This is a genomic window from Ensifer sp. CCNWLY38, from assembly GCF_037120565.1.
Lineage (GTDB): Bacteria > Pseudomonadota > Alphaproteobacteria > Rhizobiales > Rhizobiaceae > Ensifer > Ensifer adhaerens_H.
Window position 1 is genome coordinate 295,037 of record NZ_JBBBBO010000007.1, and the last position, 23,410, is coordinate 318,446.

Sequence of the window (23,410 nt, forward strand, 5' to 3'; positions counted from 1 at the left end):
CAGCCACTCCTTGCAAAGGCGCGCCCTCAAGGCGCGCCGGCGTTTGGGCCTGATTACTTGGTGGCGGCGACCTTGGTCTGATCCGGCGCCGTGCGCGTGTCGACGTCGACGACGACACTCAGGCCCGCACGCAGGTGTCCTTCGGCCAGCACGTCTGCCGGCAGCGTGATGCGCACCGGCACCCGCTGGATCACCTTGGTGAAGTTGCCGGTGGCGTTTTCCGCCGGCAGCAGCGAGAAGACCGAACCGGAGGCTGGCGAAATCGAGGCGACGGTGCCTTCGATCGCGTGATCCTCATAGGCGTCGACATGGACCTTGACTTTGGAGCCCGGCACCAGATGCGCGATCTGGGTCTCCTTGAAGTTGGCGTCGATGTAGAGCTGGTCGACCGGAACGAGGGCAGCGAGCCGCTGGCCGGCAGAAACGAGATCGCCGACCTGAACCGCGACGTTGCCGACGATGCCGTCATAGGGCGCCTTCAGGACGGTGAAGCCGAGGTCGCGATTGGCCTTGTCGCGCGCAAGCTCGAGCGAGCGGATCTCGCTTTCAGCTTCGGTGCGCTGCGCTCCGAGAACCGTGATGCTCGCATTGGCGGCGGCGATATTGGCGTCGGCGCCGGCAAGGTTCGCCCGTGCCTGGTCAAGCGCCACATCGGCGTTGTCAAGCGAAGCGACGGTGCCAACGGCCTTGGACTGGAGGTCGCTTGCGCGCTTCTGCGCAAGCTCGGCGCCGCGCACCGTCGCTTCGAGAGCCTTCTTCTGCGCTTCGGACTGGGCCAGGCTCGCCTTGGCACCGGCAATCTGCGCATCGAAACGGCTGAGCGCCAGCTTCTGGGTGGCAATCTTTGCCTCGGCCTGCTCGGCAGCGATGCGATAATCGCCGTCGTCGAGGGTAACGAGCGGGTCGCCGGCCTTCACCTTCTGGTTGGCGACGGCATCGACCTTGGCGACGTATCCGGAAACCTTGGGCGAGATCGTCGCGATGTCGCCTTCGATATAAGCGTCATCGGTCGAGACCATGAAGCGACCATTGGTCCACCAGTCATAGCCGAACCAGGCGCTGGCGGCGAGAAGCGCCAAACCGAGCACCGGAACGATGGGCTTGCGCGCCTTCTTCGGCGGCTGCGCCGCTTCTGCGGGAGCCTGGACAGCGGCCTGCTCCGCAGCAGGCGATTTTGCCTCAAGCGCGGTTTCCTGCTGCACTTCAAAATTCTCGTCGACTGGACGGACGCGAGCAGCGCTGGATGTGTTGGATGCGGACATTGGGCACCGGCCTGGTTAAAGATTGCTGAACGAACTGAACCGTTCGGTTCGATCGAGCTTGACATAAGCCCTTTCTGGTCGCATATCAAGAGGAAATCGAACCACGCGGTTCGATGACTGAAATTTAATGCAAGCAGGACGGAAACAAGCAACCACCATGAGCACGGTGAAGACCGGAACCCAGGACGTGATCCAGCCGAATGTCGGCCAGGACGAAGATCTCTTTTCGATGGGCGGCCGCCACGCCGCCGGCGAGGACCCCGCGAAGCGCGAGCAGATCCTTGAAGGTGCCCGGCGCGCCTTTCTGAGCCAGGGTTTCGACGCTGCCAGCATGAACGACATCACCCGTGAGGCCGGCGTCTCCAAGGGCACGCTCTACGTCTATTTCGAGAACAAGGAAGACCTGTTCAAGGCGCTGATCATCAAGGGCAAGACCCGGGTGGTCCAGACCGCCAAGCACGCGCTCAACGATCACGACGACGTCGAAGAATCGCTTTACGATTTCGGCGTGACGCTGACGACCAGCATGACGGCCGAAGAAACGATCCGCTCCATGCGCATGGTGATCGGCGTGATCGATCGCATGCCGCATCTGGCCGAGCGCTTCTTCAGCGAGGCGCCGGAAAACGGCTATACCGTGCTCAAGGCCTATCTCGACCGCCAGGTTCCTGCCGGTACCCTGGATATCGACAACACCGAGATGGCCGCCCGCCAGTTCATCGAAATGGCGCAGGCCGGGCTCTTCAAGCATCGCCTGTTCGGCGGCATGTGCTCCGCACCGCCCAAGGAACAGATCGAGGCGACGGTGACCGCGGCCGTCCGCGTCTTCATGTCCGCCTACGGACCGAAGAAATAGCTCGGCTGGCGCCGAACTCTTCCCAGTCGTCGGGCGTTACAATCCAGCAATTGCGATCAAGCGCGCCTTCCGGCAAGACCCTATCACCAGGGCGCTGCCAAAGGAGTGATGATGAGTGCCATCGGACGGGCGGTCTGGTTCATCGAGAGCCATTTCGCAAAGGACATATCGCTGGATGAGATCGCCGGGGCCGCGGGCCTCTCGCGCTTCCATCTCTCGCGCGTTTTCGGGCTGGTCACGGGCCGCTCGATCAGCGCCTATATTCGCGGCCGGCGCCTCAGCGATGCCGCTTCAGCGCTAGCCGATGGTTCCCTCAGCATTCTTTCGGTAGCCCTCGAAGCGGGCTACGGCTCGCACGAGGCTTTCACTCGCGCCTTTCGCGACCAGTTCGGCGTGACGCCCGAGACGGTGCGCAAGCAAAGGCACGTTCGAAACATCGAACTGATGGAGCCTATCAGGATGGACGATACCCGCCTTCTCAAGATCGACCCGCCGCGCTTCGAAGACAGTCCGCCCCTGCTGTTGGCAGGATTGGCGGAAACCTATGCCTACAGTCGCACCGAGGGCATCCCCTCGCTCTGGCAGCGGTTCAACCGCCATTTCGGCAACATACCTGGCCAGAAGGGCGACATCGCCTATGGTGTCTGCACCCAAAGCAATGGCGAGGCCGGAACCTTCCGCTACATGGCAGCCGCGGAAGTCAGCGAAACCGACGAACTGCCCGAGGGCTTTTCGACGCTGAAGCTGCCGAAGCAGCGTTATGCCGTCTTCCTGCACCGCGGCCACATCTCCGCGATCGCCAAGACCGCGGACCATGTCTTCGGCACCTGGTTGCCCGAGTCCGGACTTCAGCACGGCGAAACGCCTGATCTCATCGAACGCTACGACGAGCGCTTCGACCCACATTCGGGCATGGGCGTCGTGGAATTGTGGATTCCGATCAAATCGTAAACGGTAAAGCGCCGCCGCAAATAGCGGCGGCGCTTGTCACCTCCGCGATGTTTCTTAAATACTTTCGGCGATTCTTGCGCGACGACGCGCCACCCACAAAGGAAGATCGCCGATGCAGGATATCCTGTTGCTTGCCCAAGACCCCGCCGCCTGGGTCGCCCTCGTCACGCTTGTCGTCATGGAGGTGGTTCTCGGCATCGACAACCTGATCTTCATCTCGATCCTCACCAACAAGCTGCCGCTCGAGCATCGCGAAAAGGCCCGCCGCATCGGGATCGGTCTCGCGCTCGTCATGCGCCTTGCCCTGCTCGGTACTGTCGCCTGGATCGTCAAGCTGACGACGCCGGTGTTCGAGGCCTTCGGCCACGGCTTCTCCTGGAAGGACATGATCCTGATTGCCGGTGGCCTGTTCCTCGTCTGGAAGGCGACCAAGGAAATCCACCACAATGTCGATCCGGCCGATCATGGCGAGGACTTCATCGCGTCTTCGGCGATCAACAGCTTCGGCGCTGCGATCGCTCAGATCCTGTTGCTCGACCTTGTCTTCTCCGTTGACAGCATCATCACCGCCGTCGGCATGACGCCGCATCTGCCGATCATGGTCATCGCCGTGATTGCCGCCGTGACCGTGATGCTCGTCGCCGCCAATCCGCTCGCCAACTTCATCGAAAAGAACCCGACGATCGTCATGCTGGCGCTCGCCTTCCTCCTGATGATCGGCACGACGCTGATCGCCGAAGGCATGGGCCTGCATGTGCCGAAGGGCTACATCTATGCCGCCATGGCCTTCTCGGCGCTCGTTGAGATCCTCAACATGGTCGCCCGCAACGCCCGCCTCAGAAAAGCCGGCAAGCTCAACTGACAAGCTGGGCGCAGAGGCCCTCTCATCACCAAAAGGCCCGCATCGCCGATGCGGGCCTTCTTGTTTGCGGGAGTTCACGAAGACGCGGGGCCGAACCGACCGGCCGTCAACCGCGAGCCATCAGCGAAAAACAGGATCGTTCCTCATCTTTCGCTGAGTCATGCCAGTGGCTGGCTCCGCGCCTTCTGATTGGACAACGCATCTCCCGAAGAAACGTTCCGCTGACCTCCGGTCCGGTTCAGACGTCCGCGCGATGACCGACTTCGACCAGGATGTTGCCGGGAATGACCACATAGAAGACATAGGCGCCGTGCCGGTCCTCCGGTGCGATCACCTGGACGCCGGATCCGCGCACCCGCCGGTAGGCGTCGTCGACCTCAGCCCGCGCCGGCAGCAGGAAGCCGATGTGGTAGGTCTGGGCGCCGAGGTTCAACTGGTCGCCGCCGCCAAGTGCCGTGATCGGCGGGCTGACGACGAGCACCAGGCCGCAACCATCCGTCAAGCGATAGAAGGCGTCCTTGCCGCGCTTTTCGACCAGCGTCAGATCGAAGTGATCGATGAGGAAGGAAGCCGTTTCGGCAACGACGGGGCTATAGAGGTCGATATGATTCAGTCGCATGTTCACAGTCTCCGTGTTCGAGAAACGCGGCGGACTGCGTCGATATGCATACCCCGCCGCGGACCGATGCGATTGCATCGGAACCACGTCGTGGGTTCGAACGGGACGTTCGAGCAGAGCTTCGTTAGAAAACCGAAGGGACCGGGCTTACCATATCCGGTCCTGCCTTTTTCGACGCATTCTGCTTACCGCAGAACGGCCGGACACGGAAGATGGAATGGCGATCAGTTCTTCCCGGCGTCCGGATCGATGTGCTGGAGTTCCTGCAGGTAGGCGTCGAGACGATCGAACTTCTGCTCCCAGAAGCGTCGGTAGCTGTCGAGCCAGCTATTGACGTCCTTCAGCGGCGCCGCCTCGAGCCGGCACGGGCGCCATTGCGCTTCGCGGCCGCGGCTGATCAGCCCGGCGCGTTCGAGAACCTTGAGATGCTTGGACACTGCCGGCAGGCTCATTGCGAAGGGTTCCGCCAGTTCGCCGACCGAGGCCTCTCCGAGGGCGAGACGGGCGAGGATCGCCCTTCGCGTTGGGTCGGCCAGAGCTGAGAGCGTCGTCGACAAGCGATCTTCCGGCATTTCTAAAAAACCTTTCAGTTAAATAACCTTTTGGTTCATTATCGCCGGTGGCCGGCAGTGTCAACAAAAACCGGCGTGATCCACTTTCCGTTGACATGACCGGTGTTCTATGGTCTCACGCGAGCCGACTGGAATAGCCTGCCGATACCGCTGTTGCGGCACCCTTGCGGGCCTTTCCTTCCCATAAAATGCGCGCCCCGGCGGTCGGATTTCATTTCCGGCAAGGGGCGAAAAGCACGTCAGACGGGCAAAGACCATGGCAAATTCAGCAGTCCGGGTACGCATCGCACCCTCCCCCACCGGCGAGCCGCATGTCGGCACGGCCTATATCGCTCTGTTCAACTACCTCTTCGCGAAGAAGCACGGCGGCGAGTTCATCCTGCGCATCGAAGATACCGATGCGACCCGCTCGACGCCGGAGTTCGAACAGAAGGTGCTGGACGCGCTGAAATGGTGCGGGCTCGAATGGTCTGAAGGTCCTGATGTCGGTGGTCCCTACGGCCCCTACCGCCAGAGCGACCGCAAGGACATGTATCGCCCCTATGTCGAGAAGATCGTCGAGAACGGTCACGGCTTCCGCTGCTTCTGCACGCCCGAGCGGCTCGAGCAGATGCGCGAGAGCCAGCGCGCCGCCGGCAAGCCGTCGAAGTATGACGGCCTTTGCCTCAACCTTACGGCCGAAGAAGTGACGTCGCGCGTTGCCGCCGGCGAGCCGCATGTCGTGCGTATGAAGATCCCGACCGAGGGTTCGTGCAAGTTTAACGACGGCGTCTATGGCGACGTGGAAATCCCGTGGGATGCCGTCGACATGCAGGTGCTGCTCAAGGCCGACGGCATGCCGACCTACCACATGGCAAATGTCGTCGACGACCATCTGATGAAGATCACCCACGTCGCCCGCGGCGAGGAGTGGCTGGCTTCCGTTCCGAAGCACATCCTGATCTATCAGTATCTCGGCCTCGAGCCGCCCAAGTTCATGCATCTGTCGCTGATGCGCAATGCCGACAAGTCGAAGCTGTCGAAGCGCAAGAACCCGACGTCGATCTCCTATTACACCGCGCTCGGCTATCTGCCGGAAGCGCTGATGAACTTCCTCGGCCTGTTCTTCATCCAGATCGCCGAAGGCGAGGAGTTGCTGACGATCGACGAGCTCGCGGCAAAGTTCGATCCGGAGAACCTGTCCAAGGCCGGCGCGATCTTCGACATCCAGAAGCTCGACTGGCTGAACGCGCGCTGGATCCGCGAAAAGCTCTCGGAAGACGAGTTCGCCGCCCGCGTCCTTGCCTGGGCGATGGAAAACGACCGTCTGAAGCAGGGCCTGAAGCTCAGCCAGTCGCGCATCTCGAAGCTCGGCGAACTGCCGGATCTCGCAAGCTTCCTGTTCAAGTCCGACCTCGGCTTGCAGCCGGCGGCCTTTGCCGGCGTCAAGTCGACGCCCGAGGAACTGCTCGAAGTCTTGAACACCGTTCAGCCGGATCTCGAAAAGATCCTCGAATGGAACAAGGAGTCGATCGAAGCGGAACTGCGCGCGGTCGCCGAGCGCATGGGCAAGAAGCTGAAGGTCATCGTGGCACCGCTCTTTGTGGCGGTTTCCGGCTCGCAGCGCTCGTTGCCGCTGTTCGACAGCATGGAAATCCTGGGCCGCGCCGTGGTACGCCAGCGCCTGAAGGTTGCCGCCCAGGTGGTCGCCTCCATGGTCGGCAGCGGAAAGTAAGGAGAGCACGATGAACGACAAGACCGAGACGACTGGCCTCTCCTCCGACGCAACGGAAGTCCGCGCACAGAAGCTGAAGCTGCTGCGCGAACAGATCGGCGACGTCTATCCGGCGCATTTCCACCGGACGATGAGCAATGCCGAACTCACCGCCAAGTACGAAGGCCTGGAACCGGACACCGAGACGCAGGATGTCGTGACCGTTGCCGGCCGCGTCTATTCCTCGCGCAACTCCGGCATGTTCATGGACATCCATGACGCCTCCGGCAAGATTCAGATCTTCAGCCACAAGGACGTGACGAGCGAAGAGGCCCGCGGCCTGCTGCCGATGATCGACATCGGCGACATCATCGGCGTTACCGGGGTCGTGCGCCGTACCAAGCGCGGCGAGCTGACGATCAACGCCCAGGCGATCACCATGCTGACGAAGTCGCTGCTGCCGATGCCCGAGAAGTGGCACGGCCTCTCCGACATCGAAATTCGCTACCGCAAGCGCCACCTCGACATCATGACCAATGAGGAATCGAAGCTGCGCTTCCAGCAGCGCAGCCGCATCGTTTCCGGTATCCGCCGCTTCATGGAAAACGACGGCTTCATGGAAGTCGAAACGCCGATGCTGCACTCGGTCTATGGCGGCGCTACCGCCGAGCCGTTCAAGACGCATCACAACACGCTGAAGCTCGACATGTTCCTGCGCATCGCGCCGGAACTGTACCTGAAGCGCACGCTGGTTTCTGGTCTCACCGACAAGGTCTTCGAGATCAACCGCAACTTCCGCAACGAAGGCGTCTCCACCCGGCACAATCCGGAATTCACCATGATGGAGTGCTACTGGGCCTATGCCGACTACGAGGACATCATGGACCTCGTCGAGCGGCTGTTCGCCGAGCTGGCCCTGGCGATCCACGGCTCGACCGAATTCGCCTACGGCGACAAGGAAATCTCCTTCAAGGGTCCGTTCCGTCGCGTGCCGATGCCCGACGCCGTCAAGGAAGCGACAGGCATCGACTTCCTGGCGATGAAGACCGACGAAGAAGCCCGCGCCGCCGCCAAGGCTGCCGGCTTCGAAGTCGAGAAAGACTGGACCTGGGGCGAGTGCCTCGCCTTCATCTTCGAAGAAAAGGTCGAAGGAACGCTGATCCAGCCGGCCCACGTCACGCATTTCCCGAAGGACATCTCGCCCTTCGCCAAGGAAGTGCCGGGCGAGCCGCGCTTGGTCGAGCGTTTCGAGACCTATTGCAACGCCTGGGAACTCGGCAACGCCTTTTCCGAACTCAACGACCCGGAAGAGCAGCGCGCCCGCATGGTCGAGCAGCTCGAACAGGCGCATGCGCGCGGCGAAAAGGCCAAGCAGCTCGACGACGAGTTCCTCGATGCGATCGACCAGGGCATGCCGCCGGCCGGTGGCCTCGGCATCGGCGTCGACCGCCTGATCATGCTCTTGACCAACGCGCCGTCGATCCGCGACGTCATCCTCTTCCCGGCGCGCCGCCAGAAGGCTGACTGATCAAGGTCGCATTGCCACGAACACGAGGGCCCGCCGCACCCGCGTCGGGCCTTTTCATTTTGGGAAGAACTGTCCGACTGCCCAGAGGCGGTGCCTCTCAGTGCCCGGCAGGCGCCTCTGCCGTTTCAGCCGGTTCGGCCGCATGTTCGGCACCGCCCACGTCGGCGGTCTTGGCTTCGGCCGGATCCGCAGACGGATCGATGCACGACGAGTGATCGTCCATCGCCGCCATCATCGTGCGGATTTCATCCATCGAGAGATCGACGGTCTTGCCATGAAATGCGCCGGCGGGATTCGCCGTGCCGGCATTATAGGAAGCGCGGAACGTTTCGCTTATTCCAGGCACGCTCTGCGGACCAGGAGCGAAAAGCACTTCCGCGCCGATTGCGGCTCCGCGAACCTGCGCCCGATCCTCCGGGCCGGCCGCGTCGAGCACGACGACCTGATAGAGTTCGGCCCTCTCGGCCTTCGCCAGCGCGCCAACCACGCGCAGGGCCGTGCGCATGCGTGCCTCGCCGTCGGCGCGATCGGTCTTGACGTGCATGCGGATCCAGCGCTGGCCGTTATGGCTGAGCTTGAGGGTCCGCAGCATCGTGCATTCGAGACCTGAGGTGTTCGGCTTGGAAAGCCCCGCCATCAGTGCGTCCCCGCTGACATAGACAGCGGCCCCGCCGGATGCGGCCGAAACGCCGAAAGCGGCCGCGAGGATGACGAGCAGTCTCTTCGATGGCCGAAACTTGCCGAGGATAGCCTTCACGAGGGTGACTCCGCCGTCATATCCAGGAATTGCAGAAAAGCCCGAAAGGGCGCGCCTCAACATTAGGCGCGCCACCTTTCGGAAAGTTTAAGCTGCTGCGGAGATGGCAGCGGCAAACGCGGTCGCCGCGGCGATGACGATCATGGAAACGAGTACCAGCCTATGCATGACAGGACCTCCCGGCTGACACTGGATGGGCCGTTCCCATCCATGTGAGGGAGCCTGCCATGTCTGCCCGTGCAGCGACGCTCCCGCAGAAACCGGCCAGGAACGCGCTCGGTCCCGGCCCAGGCGCCCGGGAGGGAGATTGACTTTCACAGCCATCTTGCCTCCATTGCGGGCCGTCAAACACAAGAACAAGAAAAGAAGAACGCAATGCACAAAGTCATCTTTGATACGGACCCGGGCATCGACGATGCGATGGCGCTGCTTTTCCTGCATCGTCATCCGGCCATCGACCTGATCGGCATCACCACCGTCTTCGGCAATGCCTCGGTCGAAACCACTACCCGCAATGCGCTGTTCCTGAAGCGTGAGTGGGGCATCGATGCACCGGTTGCCAAGGGCCTCGACAAGACCTTCAACCCCGACCGTCCGCATGTCGGCTGGCCGACCTTCATCCACGGCGACGACGGCCTCGGCAACATCGATGTCCCCGAGACCGTCGATCTGCCGATCGACCCGCGCCCGGCGCACCGCTTCATCATCGATACGGTCCGCGCCCATCCGGGCGAAGTGACGCTGATCGCCGTCGGCCGCATGACCAACCTGGCGCTGGCGCTGCGCGAGGATCCGGATTTTGCCGCACTCGTGCGCGAAGTCGTCATCATGGGCGGCGCCTTCGACGTCAACGGCAACATCACACCCGCTGCCGAAGCCAATATCCACGGCGACCCGGAAGCCGCTGACGTGGTGATGACGGCCGCGTGGCCGGTCACCGTCGTCGGCCTCGACGTCACCACCCAGACCGTGATGACCAAGGCGATGATCGCCGACATTGCCGAGCGCGGCGGCGAAGCCGGCAAGCTGCTTGCTGACATCTCGAAGTTCTACGTCACCTTCTACGAGCAGCATGTGCCCGATGGCATGGTCGTGCATGACAGTTGCGCCTGCGCCTATGTCGTGGCGCCCGATCTCTTCACTGTCAGAAGCGGATCGATCCGCGTCGTCTGCGGCGGCATTGCCGACGGCCAGACGATTCAGAGTCCCGACAACAGGCTCTTCCCACCGAGCCCGTGGGACAATCTGCCGAGCCAGAAGGCCTGCATCGACATCGATGCCGCCCGCACGCTGAAACTCATCAGCGACACGCTTGTCCTGAACGGCTGAATCTGCTCGAGGCGCGACCGATGTCGTGCCTTGAAAAACTTGAACAAGATGGCTGGCGGACGCGCGTTCGCCGGCTATCTTTATGTCCATGAAACCGGACGCCCTGCTCTATCCCGCCCCCAAGGGTCTCTACTGCCAGGTTGGCGATTTCTACATCGACCCGGTGCAGCCGGTCGAAAGGGCGCTCATTACCCATGGCCATTCCGACCATGCCCGCGCCGGCCACGGCCAGGTGCTCGCCACCCGCGAAACCCTCGACATCATGCGCATTCGTTACGGAGATGGCTTCTGCGGCACGAGCCAGGCGGTCGAACTCGGGGAAAGGCTGACGCTGAACGGTGTCGAGGTGGGCTTCCATCCCGCCGGCCACGTGCTTGGCTCGGCACAGATCTCGGTGCGTGCCAACGGCATCCGCATCGTCGTCTCCGGCGACTACAAGCGACGACGGGACCCGACCTGCGCCGGTTTCGAACCGGTCGCCTGCGACGTGTTCATCACCGAGGCCACTTTCGGCCTGCCGGTCTTCCATCACCCGGACGACCGGGCCGAGACGCGCAAGCTGCTCACCTCGCTCACCCAGTTTCCCGAACGGACCCACGTGGTCGGCGCCTATGCGCTCGGCAAGGCTCAGCGCGTCATCGCGCTCCTGCGCGAAGAGGGCTACCACCAGCCGATTTTCATTCACGGCGCTTTGCAGCGGCTGTGCGACTACTACCAGAGCCAGGGCATCGATCTCGGCGAACTCCATCCGGCAACACTTGCCGCCGACGAAAAGCAGGACTTCAGAGGGACCATCGTGATCGGTCCGCCCGCCGCCTTCGCCGACCGCTGGTCGCGGCGCTTCGCCGATCCGATCGCCGTTTTCGCCTCCGGCTGGATGCTGATCCGCCAAAGAGCGAAACAGCGCGGCGTCGAGCTGCCCTTGGTCATTTCCGACCATTGCGACTGGGTGGATCTGACTGAGACGATCACCGAGATTGCTCCCGGCGAAGTCTGGGTCACGCACGGCCGCGAAGAAGCACTGGTGCGCTGGTGCGAGCTGCAAGGCATCGCCGCCCGCCCGCTGCATCTCGTCGGCTACGACGACGAGGGACAGTGACGGATGCACGCCTTCGCCGAACTGCTCGACCGTCTCGTCCTGAGCCCCCAGCGCAACGCCAAGATCCGCCTGCTTGCCGATTACTTCCGGACGGCGCCGGATCCGAGCCGCGGCTACGCGCTCGCGGCGATCGCCGGTACGCTGTCGCTGAACACGGTCAAGCCGGCGATGATCCGGGACCTGCTGCTCGAACGCATGGACGCGGTGCTCTTCCAATATTCCTACGATTATATCGGCGACCTCGCCGAGACGGTCTCGCTGGTCTGGGAACCCCCGGTTGGTACGGTTCAATCGGACATCCCGCTGGGTGCCGCCATCGAGCGCCTGCAGATGACCGGGCGCGCCGACGTGCGCAGCGTCGTGCGCGACATGCTTGACCACCTGGACACCTCGGCGCGCTTCGCCTTCCTCAAGCTGGTGACCGGAGGCCTGCGCATCGGTGTATCGGCGAAGCTCGCCAAACAGGCGCTCGCCGACATGGGCTGCAAGGATGTCGCCGAGATCGAGACGCTCTGGCACGGCCTGTCGCCGCCCTATCTGCCGCTCTTCCGCTGGCTCTTAGGCGAGGCGGATAAGCCCGAGCTTTCGACGCCGGCGGTCTTCCACTCGGTCATGCTCGCCAATCCCGTCGGTGAGGGCGATCTCGACGCGCTCGACCCCAGGGATTTCGCGGCCGAATGGAAGTGGGACGGGATCCGCGTACAGCTTGCCAATATCGGCGGCGTCCGCCGCCTCTATTCCCGCAGCGGCGACGAAATTTCCGGCGCCTTTCCCGACGTGCTCGAGGCCGCCGACTTCACCGGCGTCATCGACGGCGAACTGCTCGTCGGCGGCACGGCGCGCACCAATCGCGCAACCCGAAGCTTCGCCGACCTGCAACAGCGCCTGAACCGCAAGACTGTCAGCCACAAGCTCATCGAGGCCTACCCGGCCTTCATCCGCGCCTATGACATTCTCTTTTCAGGCGAGGAGGACGTTCGCCCACAAGGCTTCGTCACACGAAGGGCAATGCTTGCCGATCTTGTGGAAAGTGCTGCGCCACAACACTTCGACCTCTCGCCGCTGGTGCCGTTCTCCTCCTGGGAAGAGCTTGACCGGCTGCGCGCCGACCCGCCCGATCCAGTCATCGAAGGCATCATGTTGAAACGGCTCGATTCGCCCTATACGCCCGGCCGTGTCAAAGGTCCGTGGTTCAAGTGGAAGCGTGCGCCCTTCAATATCGACGCGGTGCTGATGTACGCACAGCGCGGCCACGGCAAGCGCTCGAGCTACTATTCCGATTACACCTTCGGCGTCTGGACTGTCATCGACGGGAAGGAAACGCTCGTACCGGTCGGCAAGGCTTATTTCGGCTTCACCGACGCCGAGCTGGAGCTTCTCGACCGGTTCGTCAGGGACAACACGACCGACCGTTTCGGGCCCGTCCGTGCCGTCAGGGCCGAGCCCGATTTCGGTTTCGTCGTCGAGGTCGCCTTCGAAGGCATCAACCGCTCGACCCGGCACAAATCCGGCGTCGCGATGCGTTTCCCCCGCATTGCCCGCCTGCGACAGGACAAGCTGCCGCGCGACGCCGATCGGCTGGAGACACTGCAGGCCATGATCGAAGCCCGGGAAGGCGCGTAGCATCGCCCTATTCATCCGGAAATCTCGGAACCCCGGCGACAGCTGAGCGTTGGGAGGGGGCTATCAACCGAAAGGTGGTGTTCCATGCCAGCCAAATCGAAGGCTCAGCAGAAGGCAGCCGGTGCGGCCCTGGCCGCAAAACGCGGAGAGACCAAGAAGTCCAGTCTCAAGGGCGCGTCCCGCGAGATGGAAAAATCCATGACGGAAGGCGAACTCAAGGAACTCGCCGAGACCAAGCGGAAGAAGCTACCCGAGCGCAAGGGCGGTTGAGTGCGAAACCTCGAATAAAAGAGCTGACTAAAACAAGAATTATTAAGACCCTTTTGGGATTATCCGGGTCGATACACAGCCATTCGCGTGCCGCCGGGGTGATTTGTGCCTGCCAGACATGCTTTCAACCTCGGAATGAAGAGGCTCTCCAGGGTTTTAACGCCAAGCTACCTTCCGGCGGTCATCGCGGCTTTCGTGGTCCTGGTGGCCGGCATCCTGGCGGACAATCAGAACCAGGTGGTGGCCGAGGCGCGCTTGCGCGCACGGGTCGCCGAAGAGCTCAATCCCATCCGCTCCAAGCTCGAAGCCAACGTCAACGGCAATATCCAGCTCGTGCGCGGCTTGATCGGCACGCTCGTCACCGAGCCGGGCATGGATCAGAAGCGCTTCGCCGCCCTTTCGCGCAGCATCTTTACCGAACGCTCGCAACTGCGCAGCATCGCTGCCGCGCCGAACCTCGTCGTCTCGCTCGTCTACCCGCTCAAAGGAAATGAGAAGGCGCTGGGGCTCGATTACCGCAAGAACGAGTTGCAGCGCGCTGCCGTCATGCGCGTCAAGAACACCAGGCAGATGGTGCTTGCCGGCCCGGTGGACCTCGTCCAGGGCGGACGTGGGCTCATCGGCCGCTTCCCGGTAATGATCGACGCCGGCGGCGGCAGCAATCGCTTCTGGGGCATCGTCTCCGCCATCATCGACATCGACCGCCTCTATCGTGACAGCGGCCTCCTTTCCGAACAGCCCGGCATAGATATCGCCATAGCCGGGCGCGACGGCACCGGCGCGGAAGGGCAGGTCTTCTTTGGCGACCCCGCGATCTTCAAGCATTCGCCGGTCGGGATGACCGTGCTGTTGCCCGGCGGCTCCTGGCGCATCGCAGCCGTTCCCAGGGGCGGCTGGCCGACGACGGCCGGCAATGCCTGGTTCATCCGCGGATTGATCGTTCTCGGCGGCCTGATGATCATCCTGCCGATGGTGCTGACCGGTCGCCTGATGAGCGAGCGGCAGATGAACATCCGCGCGCTGAGGCACAGCAAGGCGCAGCTGCAGGAGCTCTCCCATCGCCTGAAGATCGCGCTGGACTCCTCGCAGATCGGCATTTGGGAGCTGGATATTGCGAGCGGCAAGCTGATTTGGGACGACCGGATGCGCGAACTCTACGGTCGCGCCGACTCCACCCGCGAGACCTATGAGGACTGGAGAAGCGCCCTTTATTCCGACGATCTCCAGCGCGCCGAGGCCGAGTTCGCAGAAGCGCTCGAGACGGGCGACGGCTACAACTCGGACTTCCGCATCTGCCTCCCAGACGGCAGTTTGCGCCACATTCGCGCGATCGGCTCGGCCTATATCGGCGCCGATGGCATGCGGAAGGTCGTCGGGGTCAACTGGGACGTCACCGCCGATTTCGAGACCCGCGAAACCCTGTTTGAAGCCAAGCGCATGGCCGAGGCACACAGCGTCGAACTCGAGGCTGCGCGCCACCGCATGGAATTCAATGCCCTGCACGATCCGCTGACCGGCCTGCCGAACCGCCGGTTCCTCGATCAGGTCCTGGCCGAGCGCAACCGGCATTTCGCGCCGGAGGCTCGCCTCAGCATCTTCCACATGGATCTCGACCGGTTCAAGCAGATCAACGATACGCTCGGCCACGCCGCCGGCGACGAGATCCTGCGCCATGCCGCCGAGCTGCTCCGTGGCAATGCGGATGCCAGGGACTTCGTTGCTCGCATCGGCGGCGATGAGTTCGTCATCGTTCGCCAGGATGGCGGGATGGAACCGGACGCCACACTCGCATCCCGCATCATCGAGGCGATGAGCGTGCCCGTCCGCTACAAGGACCAGGAGTGCCGCATCGGCGTCAGCATCGGCATTGCTGCCCAGGCCAAGGCAACGGATGATCTGTCGCACGTGCTGGTCAATGCCGATATTGCGCTCTACGAAGCCAAGCGCCGCGGCCGCAACCGGCACGAGACCTTCACCGGTGAGTTGAAGACGGCCGTTTTCAAGACTAAGCAGACGGCCGACGAGATCCTTCGCGGGCTGGAGCACAACGAGTTCATCGCCCATTTCCAACCGCAGTTCTGCCCGCGATCCCTCGACATAACAGGTGTCGAAGCGCTGGCGCGCTGGGATCACCCGTCCAAGGGACTACTCGGCCCGCATACCTTCCTGAAGACGGCAGAAGACATCAACGTGGTCGCGTCGATCGACCAGGCAATCCTGGAACAGGCGCTGTTCCAGATCTATCGCTGGGAGGCGGGCGGCATCCATATTCCCAAGGTCTCGGTCAATCTATCCTATGCGCGGCTTCACGATGAAAACCTGATCGATCGTCTCGAACAATTGCAGATTCCTAAGGGCCGCCTGTCCTTCGAACTCCTGGAATCGATCTCCTTTGACGAGAGCGACGTGACCGTGCTTTCCAACATCCGCCGGATCAAGGAGCTCGGCATCGACATCGAGATCGACGATTTCGGCACCGGCTATGCCTCGATCCTGAGCCTTCTGAAGCTGACCCCGCGGCGGCTGAAGATCGATCGCCAGCTCGTCCTGCCGATCCTCGACTCGCCGGCCGAAAAGCGCCTCGTCGAATCGATCATCGATATCGGCACGTCGCTCGGCATCGAGGTGATCGCCGAAGGCGTCGAGACGCTGGAGCATGCCCATATCCTGAAGGAACTCGGCTGCCACGGGCTGCAGGGTTATGCCTTCGCGCGGCCGATGAACGCCAACGACCTCGCGACCTTCGCCTTCGAGCGCCGCTGGCTTGCGGCCTGACAAGCACGCCGGCCTGCTGCAAAAAACACGATGCGTGCATTTTTCGCACCGGTAAGGCTTGGCAGCTTTGCCGCGAATCGCCATAAAAACAATTGCCTGCCGCCACGTCTTGGGATCGGCGGCATCACCTGCGGCAGTCGCTGATGCGACCGCCCTTTCGGGCCTCTAGGGCGTCCCGCTTCAAGGGCAACCCACTGAAGCGGAAAAGATGCTCTAGATTCAACATCCTGGTGCGTCCCTTGTGCATTCTTTTGAAAGCACGGCGCTCTGGTGCCCGCTCTCCATGAAACCCGGACGAAGGAAACGGTACGATCGAATACGCGGGAAAATTGCTTTCTGTCTTCATTCTCGCCCCATTTGCGGGAAGCCTCCTTGCAATCTTCTTTCCGCCCGATCAACGCGGTGCGACGGCCTGGTTCGCAGGAACGATCGCGCTCCTGTGTCTCCTCGTCGCCGCCAGCCTCTATCCCTTCGTCACTTCGGGCGGCGTGCTGCGCTACGACATCGCCTGGCTCCCTGAACTCGGCCTCAATTTCACGCTCCGGATGGACGGCTTCGCCTGGCTCTTCACGGTGCTGGTGACGGCAATCGGCGTGCTCGTCGTGATTTACGCCCGCTATTACATGGCCGCGGAAGACCCGGTGCCGCGCTTCCTGGCGCTGTTTCTTGCCTTCATGGGCTCGATGCTCGGCGTCGTGCTTTCAGGCAATCTCATCCTGCTTGCCGTCTTCTGGGAACTGACGAGCATCGTTTCGTTCCTCCTGATCGGCTACTGGCACCACAACGCGCACGCCCGCGACGGCGCACGCATGGCGCTGACGGTTACCGGCACCGGCGGCCTCTGCATGCTTGTCGGCCTCCTGCTGATGGGCCGCATCGTCGGCAGTTACGATCTCGACGTTGTGCTCGCGTCGGGCGATCTGATCCGCAACTCGCCGCTCTATATGCCGGTGCTGATCCTGGTGCTGCTCGGCGCGTTGACGAAGAGCGCGCAGTTTCCGTTCCATTTCTGGCTGCCGCACGCGATGTCGGCACCGACGCCGGTCTCGGCCTACCTGCACTCGGCAACCATGGTGAAGGCAGGCGTCTTCCTGCTCGTGCGCCTATGGCCTGTGATGGCCGGTACCGAAGCCTGGTTCTGGATCGTCGGCCTTGCCGGGCTTTCCACTCTGCTGCTCGGGGCCTATTTCGCCATCTTCCAGCAGGACCTCAAAGGCCTGCTGGCCTATTCCACTATCAGCCATCTTGGCCTGATCACGGTGCTCTTGAGCCTCGGAAGCCCGCTTGCCGCCGTCGCCGCGGTCTTCCACATCGTCAACCACGCCACCTTCAAGGCGTCGCTGTTCATGGCGGCCGGCATCATCGACCACGAGACCGGAACGCGCGACATGCGCAATCTCGGCGGGCTGGTCCGCTACATGCCGGGAACGGCGGTGCTCGCCATGGTCGCGAGCGCTGCCATGGCTGGTGTTCCGCTTCTGAACGGCTTCCTCTCGAAGGAAATGTTCTTCGCCGAGGCGATCGAAACGCACCAGGCCAACTTCCTCGACACGATGACGCCCTATGTCGCGACGCTCGCCGGCATGTTCGCGGTCACCTATTCGCTGCGCTTCATCCACAGCGTCTTCTTCGGCAAGACGCCAGAGGATCTGCCGAAGGTGCCGCACGAGCCGCCGCGCTGGATGCGCGTGCCGATCGAGTTCCTGGTGCTCGCCTGCCTGGTCGTCGGCATCATTCCGGCGATCACCATCGGTCCGTTCCTGCACACGGCGGTCGTATCGATCCTGGGTGCCAGCACGCCATACTACAGCCTCTCCGTCTGGCATGGCTGGAACCTGCCGCTGATCATGAGCTTCGTGGCGCTGGCGGGCGGCGTCGGCCTCTATTTCCTGATGCGCAATTACCTTGCGACCAGCATCGAGGGGCCGCCGATCTTCCGCCTGCTGCACGGCCAGCGCATCTTCGAGCGCGTGCTCGTGACGCTCTCCTGGAAATGGGCGCGTTCGCTCGAACAACGACTCGGCACCCGGCGGCTGCAGCCGCAGATGCGCTTCCTCGTCTTCATCGCCGTCGCCGCCGGTGCGCTACCGCTGCTTCTGAGCCAATACGAGCTGCCGCCGCTTCTCGTTCGCAGCATCGATCCGGCCTTCGCCCTGCTCTGGGCGGTCGGCACCGCCTGCGCGATCGGTGCGGCGCTGCTGGCAAAATTCCATCGGCTCGCCGCGCTCGTCCTGCTTGGCGGCGCCGGTCTCACCACCTGCCTGACCTTCGTCTGGCTTTCGGCCCCGGACCTTGCCGTGACTCAACTCCTCGTCGAGATCGTCACGACGGTCCTCATCCTGCTTGGTCTTCGCTGGCTGCCGAAGCGTATCGAGGATACGCAGGAATCGGAGCTGCTTTCGCTCAAGGTCCGCTTCCGCCGCCTGCGCGACTTCCTGCTGGCGATCGCAGCCGGCGGTGGCGTGGCGCTCATCGCCTATACGATGATGACGCGGCCCATGCCCGAGACGATCGCCAGCTACTTCCTCGAGCGCGCCTACAAGGAAGGCGGCGGCACCAATGTCGTCAACGTCATCCTCGTCGACTTCCGCGGCTTCGACACGCTCGGCGAAATCGCCGTTTTGGCGATCGTCGCGCTCACGGTCTTCGCCCTGCTCCTGCGCTTCCGCCCGCAGGCCGACAGCCTGGAGGCACCGGAACAGCAGCGCGTCCAGAACGCCTTCGACGACGACCACCCGGATCGCAGCAAGGGCGACAGCGTCGCCGAGTATCTGTTCGTGCCTTCGGTGATCATGCGCTGGATGTTCCCGGTCATCGGCATGCTCGCCGCCTATCTGTTCCTGCGCGGCCATGACCTGCCGGGCGGCGGCTTTGCCGCCGGCATTGCCATGTCCATCGGCTTCATCCTGCAATACATGTCCGGCGGCACCCGCTGGGTCGAGGAGCGGCTGCGCATCCATCCGCTGCGCTGGATGAGCATTGGTCTGCTGGTCGCCGCGACCACCGGCATCGGCTCCTGGATCTTCGGCTATCCGTTCCTCACCTCGCACTCGCAATACGTGACGCTGCCGATCGTCGGGAAGTTCCCGCTCGCCAGCGCCCTGTTCTTCGATCTCGGCGTCTTCTCGCTGGTGCTCGGCGCAACGGTGCTGATCCTCATCGCGCTCGCCCATCAGTCGATCCGTGCGCCGCGTGCCCATGCCCGCGCCACGCGGAGCGGAAAGGAGGCCCGCTAATGGAGATCATCCTCTCTGCCGCGATCGGCGTGCTGACCGCATCGGGCGTCTACCTGCTGCTGCGTCCGCGCACCTACCAGGTGATCATCGGCCTCTCGCTGCTCTCCTATGCGGTCAACCTCTTCATCTTCGGCATGGGGCGCCTTCGCGTGAACGCGCCGCCGGTGCTGGAACCCGGCGGCGTCGGCGACCTCAGCCGCTTCACCGATCCGGTGCCGCAGGCGCTCGTTCTCACTGCGATCGTCATCGGCTTTGCCATGACCGCGCTCTTCCTCGTCGTGCTGCTCGCCTCGCGCGGCTTCACGGGCACCGACCACGTCGACGGCCGGGAGCAGCGCCATGACTAACTGGGTGCACCACCTGCTGATCCTGCCGATCCTGCTGCCGCTGATGGTCGGCGCCGCGATGATCCCGATCGACGAGCGCAACCGCATGGTGAAGGGCGTGATGGGCTTCGTCTCGACGCTCGCGCTTTTCATCCTCTCGATGGTGCTGATGCGCATCGCCTCGATGGACGGCGCGCCCGCCGGCAGCGGCGTCTATCAGCTCGGCAATTGGCCGGCGCCGTTCGGCATCGTGCTGGTGCTCGACCGCCTCTCGGCACTGATGCTGTGCCTGACGAGCGGACTGGCGCTTGCCGCCCAGGCCTATTCGATCGCCCGCTGGCACACGGCGGGCCATCACTTCCATTCGCTGTTCCAGTTGCTGATCGCCGGTCTCAACGGCTCGTTTCTGACCGGCGACCTCTTCAACCTCTTCGTCTTCTTCGAGATGATGCTGGCGGCATCCTACGGCCTGCTCCTGCACGGCTCCGGGCCGCTCCGCGTCAAGGCGGGCCTGCACTACGTGGCGATTAACCTCGCCGCCTCGTCGCTCTTCCTGATCGGCGTCAGCCTGATCTACGGCGCGACCGGCACGCTCAACATGGCCGATCTCTCGATGAAACTGGCGACGCTCTCGCCGGATGACCGCCAGATGGTCGAGGCCGGAGCGGGCGTGCTCGGCGTCGCCTTCCTGGTGAAGGCCGGCATGTGGCCCTTGAGCTTCTGGCTGCCGACAGCCTATTCGGCGGCGACACCGCCGGTCGCCGCCGTTTTCGCGGTCCTGACCAAGGTCGGCATTTACGTCATCCTCAGGCTCTCGCTGCTGGTGTTCGGCGCAAGTGCCGGCGCGTCGGCGGGTTTCGGGCAGCCGATCCTGCTTCTGGGTGGCCTGCTGACAATCGCCTTCGGCGCGATCGGCGTACTGGCCTCCCAGGCAATGGGCCGGCTCGCCGCCTATTCGGTGCTGGTCTCCTCCGGCACCCTGCTTGCCGCAATCGGCCTCGGCCACCCGAGCATGATTGCCGGTGCTCTGTTCTATCTCGTCAGCTCGACACTGACGATCGCCGCCTTCTTCCTCTTGATCGAACTGGTCGAGCGCGGCCGTGACGCCGGCGCCGACGTTCTGGCGGTGACGATGGAGGCCTACGGCGATGCCGACGAGGACGAGGAGGAAGAAGTGGTCGGCGCCGCGATCCCCGGCACCATGGCGATCCTCGGCCTCTGCTTCTGCCTTTGCGCCCTGCTGCTTGCCGGCCTGCCGCCGCTCTCCGGCTTCGTCGCCAAATTCGCGATCCTTGGCGGTCTTTTCGGCCTGTCGGGAACCGAAACCGCTCCGGCGATTTCCGCAGCCGACTGGACCTATGTCACCCTCTTGATCGTCTCCGGTCTCGCCGCGATGATCGCCATGAACCGCGTCGGCATCCGCACCTTCTGGGCGTCGATTGAAAACACCGTGCCGCGGGTGGTCGTCATCGAGATCACACCCGTCGTCGTGTTGCTCGCCACCTGCATATACCTCAGCGTGCAGGCCGGCCCGACGATGCACTACATGCAGGCGACGGCGGACTCGCTTCTGAACCCGGCAGGCTATGCAGAACGCGTACTCACCGCACCTCGGGCGGGAGGGCAATAGCCGATGCGCACCTGGTTTCCCTATCCGCTTCTTTCGGCCGGTTTGCTCGCCATCTGGCTGCTGCTCAATCAGTCGGTCGCCCCCGGCACGATCCTCATGGGTTCCGTGCTTGCCACCGGTCTCGGCTGGGTGACGCTCAAGCTCGGTCTCGCCCGTTCGCACCCGCGGCGGGTCCTGCTGATGCTGCGTTTCGGCTTTACCATTGCGCTCGACATCATCCGATCCAACCTGGCCGTCGCTGCCGTCATTCTAAGGGGCCGACGCAGACCGCCGAATTCCGGCTTCCTGACCGTCGATATCGATCTCGATGACGAAAATGCCCTGGCGCTGCTCGCCTGCGTCATGACGGCGACGCCGGGAACGGCCTGGCTCGAATACGACCGCCTGCGCAAATCCCTGCTCTTCCATGTGCTCGACATGGAGAACGAGCGCGTTTGGATCGATACGGTCAAGCGCTACGAGGCCGCCTTGAAGGAGATATTCGGATGATGGAACTCACGATCATCTGGTCGATCCTGATTGCCCAGATCATGCTCGGCCTGGCGATGGCCTTCGCCTTCTACCGCATGGTGAGAGGACCGCGCGCCCAGGACCGCATCCTCGGCCTCGACACGCTCTACATCAACGCCATGCTGATGCTGCTCACCTTCGGCATCCGCACGGCAAACTCGATCTATTTCGAATCGGCGTTGATCGTCGCGCTGATCGGTTTCGTTTCGTCGATCGCCTTCGGCAAGTTCCTGATGCGCGGGGAGATCATCGAATGAGCCATGTCACCGACCTTCCCGTCTGGGCGGCCATTCTGGTCTGCGGGCTCACGGTTCTGGGCGCTGCCATAGCGCTGATCGGCTCGGTCGGCCTGCTGCGGTTTACCAGCTTTTACGAACGGCTGCATGCGCCGACGCTGGCAACCAGCGGCGGCGTGCTGCTGATCTGCACAGCCTCGATCATCTGCTTCGCCGTGCTGCAGAGCCGCTGGGTGTTCCACGAAATCCTGATCATCGTCTTCGTTCTCGTCACCACACCGATGACGCTGATGCTGCTCGGGCAGGCAGCACTTTACCGCGACCGCGTCGAAGAAAAGCGCGGCGTGCCGCTCAAGCAGCGTCCGCCGCGCGAAGAACCGGCAGAGTAGGTTTCAGCCTGCGCAACGACGGGGAAAGCCGGCGACAGGGTCCTGAAGCGACCCGGCCTATTCGCCGCGGCCCCTGAACCGTCGCTGATAGGCGGGATCGTAGAGCGAACTCTCGCGGAAATCGGAGGCTTCGAGCCCCGGACCGACGAAGATCAGCGCCGTGCGCTCGATCGGCTCTTCCGCCACCTTGGCGGCGATGTCCCCGAGCGTGCCACGCACCACGCGCTCGTCCGGCCAGGAGGCTTTGACGACGATAGCAACAGGGCAATCGGCGCCATAAAGCGGCGTCAGTTCCTCGACCACCTGGTGGAGCGCGTGGATGGCGAGATGGATCGCCAGCGTCGCGCCGGTGGCGCCGAAGGCGGAAAGCGTTTCGCTGTTCGGCATCGGCGAGGCACGGCCCGAAACGCGGGTCAGCACCAGGCTCTGGGCAACCGCCGGGATCGTGAGCTCGCGGCCAAGGGCTGAGGCAGCGGCGGCAAAGGACGGCACGCCCGGCGTCATCGTGTAGGCGATGCCGTGCTTCTCCAGCCTTCGGATCTGCTCGGCCACCGCACTCCAAACCGAGAGGTCGCCAGAATGGAGCCGCGCCACGTCGAGGCCTTCGGCAGCTGCCTTCACATATTCCGCCTCGATTTCGTCCAGCGACATCGGCGCGGTATCGACGATACGCGCACCCGGCGGGCAATACTGCAGCAGCTCCGGCGAAACGATCGAGCCGGCATAGAGGCAGACCGGGCAACGCCCGATCAGGTCGCGACCGCGCACCGTGATCAGGTCCGCAGCACCCGGACCGGCGCCGATGAAATGTACCGTCATATCTAGCTCTCTCTTTGTTTCACGCAGTTCCGGACGCAAAACCGCTTCGCAGTTTTGCTGGTATTGCT

Annotated in this window: 21 protein-coding genes; 16 read left to right on the forward strand and 5 right to left on the reverse strand. The window is 63.3% G+C overall.

Translation table 11 applies throughout. The annotated features are described in order from the left end of the window. Positions 1-53: 53 nt before the first annotated feature. Entirely contained in the window at positions 54-1,262 is a 1,209-nt protein-coding gene (locus V7S54_RS17405; protein ID WP_065375433.1) for an HlyD family secretion protein, read from the reverse strand. Between the two features lie 229 nt (positions 1,263-1,491). Here V7S54_RS17405 and V7S54_RS17410 point away from each other — a divergent pair, with 229 nt between their 5' ends. The 3 genes from V7S54_RS17410 to V7S54_RS17420 all read left to right on the forward strand — a co-directional run bounded on the left by V7S54_RS17410 (position 1,492) and on the right by V7S54_RS17420 (position 3,931). Next, positions 1,492-2,118, forward strand: a complete 627-nt coding sequence (locus tag V7S54_RS17410) for a TetR/AcrR family transcriptional regulator (RefSeq protein WP_419178168.1) — start codon at positions 1,492-1,494, stop codon at positions 2,116-2,118. Positions 2,119-2,229: 111 nt separating this feature from the next. Then, the gene (locus V7S54_RS17415; RefSeq protein WP_065375487.1) at positions 2,230-3,069 is read left to right on the forward strand and encodes an AraC family transcriptional regulator; all 840 of its coding nucleotides are present in this window, start codon (positions 2,230-2,232) and stop codon (positions 3,067-3,069) included. 112 nt (positions 3,070-3,181) lie between these two features. After that, positions 3,182-3,931 (forward strand): TerC family protein, encoded by a 750-nt coding sequence (locus V7S54_RS17420; protein WP_058325287.1) that lies wholly within the window; start codon positions 3,182-3,184, stop codon positions 3,929-3,931. A 238-nt stretch (positions 3,932-4,169) separates the two neighbouring features. On the opposite strand, the gene V7S54_RS17425 is transcribed toward V7S54_RS17420, so the two are convergent. Further along, the gene (locus V7S54_RS17425) at positions 4,170-4,550 is read right to left on the reverse strand and encodes a VOC family protein (protein WP_065375435.1); all 381 of its coding nucleotides are present in this window, start codon (positions 4,548-4,550) and stop codon (positions 4,170-4,172) included. Positions 4,551-4,774: 224 nt separating this feature from the next. Then, the gene (locus tag V7S54_RS17430; RefSeq protein ID WP_058325288.1) at positions 4,775-5,122 is read right to left on the reverse strand and encodes an ArsR/SmtB family transcription factor; all 348 of its coding nucleotides are present in this window, start codon (positions 5,120-5,122) and stop codon (positions 4,775-4,777) included. Positions 5,123-5,378: 256 nt separating this feature from the next. On the opposite strand from V7S54_RS17430, the gene gltX reads away from it, so the two are divergent. Both gltX and lysS read left to right on the forward strand, forming a co-directional pair. Continuing rightward, entirely contained in the window at positions 5,379-6,836 is a 1,458-nt protein-coding gene (gene gltX / locus V7S54_RS17435) for a glutamate--tRNA ligase (protein WP_065375436.1), read from the forward strand. A gap of 10 nt (positions 6,837-6,846) precedes the next feature. Beyond that, on the forward strand, positions 6,847-8,343 hold the full coding sequence (lysS, locus tag V7S54_RS17440; protein ID WP_336408639.1) for a lysine--tRNA ligase: 1,497 nt from the start codon (positions 6,847-6,849) through the stop codon (positions 8,341-8,343). Between the two features lie 97 nt (positions 8,344-8,440). On the opposite strand, the gene V7S54_RS17445 is transcribed toward lysS, so the two are convergent. Next, positions 8,441-9,100, reverse strand: coding sequence for a hypothetical protein (locus V7S54_RS17445; protein WP_336408638.1), 660 nt, complete (start codon positions 9,098-9,100; stop codon positions 8,441-8,443). Between the two features lie 375 nt (positions 9,101-9,475). On the opposite strand from V7S54_RS17445, the gene V7S54_RS17450 reads away from it, so the two are divergent. The 11 genes from V7S54_RS17450 to mnhG all read left to right on the forward strand — a co-directional run bounded on the left by V7S54_RS17450 (position 9,476) and on the right by mnhG (position 22,523). Beyond that, positions 9,476-10,429 (forward strand): nucleoside hydrolase, encoded by a 954-nt coding sequence (locus V7S54_RS17450; RefSeq protein ID WP_065375438.1) that lies wholly within the window; start codon positions 9,476-9,478, stop codon positions 10,427-10,429. An 88-nt stretch (positions 10,430-10,517) separates the two neighbouring features. Then, the gene (locus V7S54_RS17455; protein WP_065375489.1) at positions 10,518-11,528 is read left to right on the forward strand and encodes a ligase-associated DNA damage response exonuclease; all 1,011 of its coding nucleotides are present in this window, start codon (positions 10,518-10,520) and stop codon (positions 11,526-11,528) included. A 3-nt stretch (positions 11,529-11,531) separates the two neighbouring features. Further along, the gene (locus tag V7S54_RS17460; protein ID WP_065375439.1) at positions 11,532-13,151 is read left to right on the forward strand and encodes a cisplatin damage response ATP-dependent DNA ligase; all 1,620 of its coding nucleotides are present in this window, start codon (positions 11,532-11,534) and stop codon (positions 13,149-13,151) included. Between the two features lie 84 nt (positions 13,152-13,235). Beyond that, complete coding sequence (locus V7S54_RS17465; RefSeq protein ID WP_057254536.1) at positions 13,236-13,421, forward strand: DUF3008 family protein; 186 nt, start codon at positions 13,236-13,238, stop codon at positions 13,419-13,421. Positions 13,422-13,556: 135 nt separating this feature from the next. Then, complete coding sequence (locus V7S54_RS17470) at positions 13,557-16,196, forward strand: bifunctional diguanylate cyclase/phosphodiesterase (protein WP_065375440.1); 2,640 nt, start codon at positions 13,557-13,559, stop codon at positions 16,194-16,196. 329 nt (positions 16,197-16,525) lie between these two features. Then, positions 16,526-19,432 carry a monovalent cation/H+ antiporter subunit A gene (locus V7S54_RS17475; protein WP_065375441.1) on the forward strand — a complete coding sequence of 969 codons (2,907 nt, stop codon included), beginning with the start codon at positions 16,526-16,528 and terminating at the stop codon, positions 19,430-19,432. Beyond that, complete coding sequence (locus tag V7S54_RS17480) at positions 19,432-19,779, forward strand: Na+/H+ antiporter subunit C (protein ID WP_034787081.1); 348 nt, start codon at positions 19,432-19,434, stop codon at positions 19,777-19,779. Before V7S54_RS17475 ends, V7S54_RS17480 begins: the two co-directional genes overlap by 1 nt. Beyond that, positions 19,772-21,388: a monovalent cation/H+ antiporter subunit D gene (locus V7S54_RS17485; protein ID WP_065375442.1), complete on the forward strand. Its 1,617-nt coding sequence runs from the start codon at positions 19,772-19,774 to the stop codon at positions 21,386-21,388. Before V7S54_RS17480 ends, V7S54_RS17485 begins: the two co-directional genes overlap by 8 nt. A gap of 3 nt (positions 21,389-21,391) precedes the next feature. Continuing rightward, complete coding sequence (locus tag V7S54_RS17490) at positions 21,392-21,877, forward strand: Na+/H+ antiporter subunit E (protein ID WP_057254531.1); 486 nt, start codon at positions 21,392-21,394, stop codon at positions 21,875-21,877. Beyond that, complete coding sequence (locus tag V7S54_RS17495) at positions 21,874-22,155, forward strand: K+/H+ antiporter subunit F (protein ID WP_057254530.1); 282 nt, start codon at positions 21,874-21,876, stop codon at positions 22,153-22,155. The genes V7S54_RS17490 and V7S54_RS17495 overlap by 4 nt, the downstream gene beginning before the upstream one ends. After that, positions 22,152-22,523, forward strand: a complete 372-nt coding sequence (mnhG, locus tag V7S54_RS17500; protein ID WP_065375443.1) for a monovalent cation/H(+) antiporter subunit G — start codon at positions 22,152-22,154, stop codon at positions 22,521-22,523. The genes V7S54_RS17495 and mnhG overlap by 4 nt, the downstream gene beginning before the upstream one ends. A 57-nt stretch (positions 22,524-22,580) precedes the next feature. On the opposite strand, the gene cobM is transcribed toward mnhG, so the two are convergent. Beyond that, positions 22,581-23,342 carry a precorrin-4 C(11)-methyltransferase gene (cobM, locus tag V7S54_RS17505; RefSeq protein ID WP_065375444.1) on the reverse strand — a complete coding sequence of 254 codons (762 nt, stop codon included), beginning with the start codon at positions 23,340-23,342 and terminating at the stop codon, positions 22,581-22,583. Positions 23,343-23,410: the final 68 nt, after the last annotated feature.

Excerpts from the sequence above, each read along its gene's own strand:
- V7S54_RS17485 (WP_065375442.1), top strand. The coding sequence starts at position 19,772 with ATGACTAACTGGGTGCACCACCTGCTGATCCTGCCGATCCTGCTGCCG.
- V7S54_RS17410 (WP_419178168.1), top strand. The coding sequence starts at position 1,492 with ATGGGCGGCCGCCACGCCGCCGGCGAGGACCCCGCGAAGCGCGAGCAG.
- V7S54_RS17455 (WP_065375489.1), top strand. The coding sequence starts at position 10,518 with ATGAAACCGGACGCCCTGCTCTATCCCGCCCCCAAGGGTCTCTACTGC.
- V7S54_RS17495 (WP_057254530.1), top strand. The coding sequence starts at position 21,874 with ATGATGGAACTCACGATCATCTGGTCGATCCTGATTGCCCAGATCATG.
- lysS (WP_336408639.1), top strand. The coding sequence starts at position 6,847 with ATGAACGACAAGACCGAGACGACTGGCCTCTCCTCCGACGCAACGGAA.
- V7S54_RS17470 (WP_065375440.1), top strand. The coding sequence starts at position 13,557 with ATGAAGAGGCTCTCCAGGGTTTTAACGCCAAGCTACCTTCCGGCGGTC.
- V7S54_RS17425 (WP_065375435.1), bottom strand. The coding sequence starts at position 4,550 with ATGCGACTGAATCATATCGACCTCTATAGCCCCGTCGTTGCCGAAACG.
- V7S54_RS17465 (WP_057254536.1), top strand. The coding sequence starts at position 13,236 with ATGCCAGCCAAATCGAAGGCTCAGCAGAAGGCAGCCGGTGCGGCCCTG.
- mnhG (WP_065375443.1), top strand. The coding sequence starts at position 22,152 with ATGAGCCATGTCACCGACCTTCCCGTCTGGGCGGCCATTCTGGTCTGC.
- cobM (WP_065375444.1), bottom strand. The coding sequence starts at position 23,342 with ATGACGGTACATTTCATCGGCGCCGGTCCGGGTGCTGCGGACCTGATC.
- V7S54_RS17405 (WP_065375433.1), bottom strand. The coding sequence starts at position 1,262 with ATGTCCGCATCCAACACATCCAGCGCTGCTCGCGTCCGTCCAGTCGAC.
- V7S54_RS17490 (WP_057254531.1), top strand. The coding sequence starts at position 21,392 with ATGCGCACCTGGTTTCCCTATCCGCTTCTTTCGGCCGGTTTGCTCGCC.
- V7S54_RS17460 (WP_065375439.1), top strand. The coding sequence starts at position 11,532 with ATGCACGCCTTCGCCGAACTGCTCGACCGTCTCGTCCTGAGCCCCCAG.
- gltX (WP_065375436.1), top strand. The coding sequence starts at position 5,379 with ATGGCAAATTCAGCAGTCCGGGTACGCATCGCACCCTCCCCCACCGGC.
- V7S54_RS17480 (WP_034787081.1), top strand. The coding sequence starts at position 19,432 with ATGGAGATCATCCTCTCTGCCGCGATCGGCGTGCTGACCGCATCGGGC.
- V7S54_RS17415 (WP_065375487.1), top strand. The coding sequence starts at position 2,230 with ATGAGTGCCATCGGACGGGCGGTCTGGTTCATCGAGAGCCATTTCGCA.
- V7S54_RS17430 (WP_058325288.1), bottom strand. The coding sequence starts at position 5,122 with ATGCCGGAAGATCGCTTGTCGACGACGCTCTCAGCTCTGGCCGACCCA.
- V7S54_RS17420 (WP_058325287.1), top strand. The coding sequence starts at position 3,182 with ATGCAGGATATCCTGTTGCTTGCCCAAGACCCCGCCGCCTGGGTCGCC.
- V7S54_RS17450 (WP_065375438.1), top strand. The coding sequence starts at position 9,476 with ATGCACAAAGTCATCTTTGATACGGACCCGGGCATCGACGATGCGATG.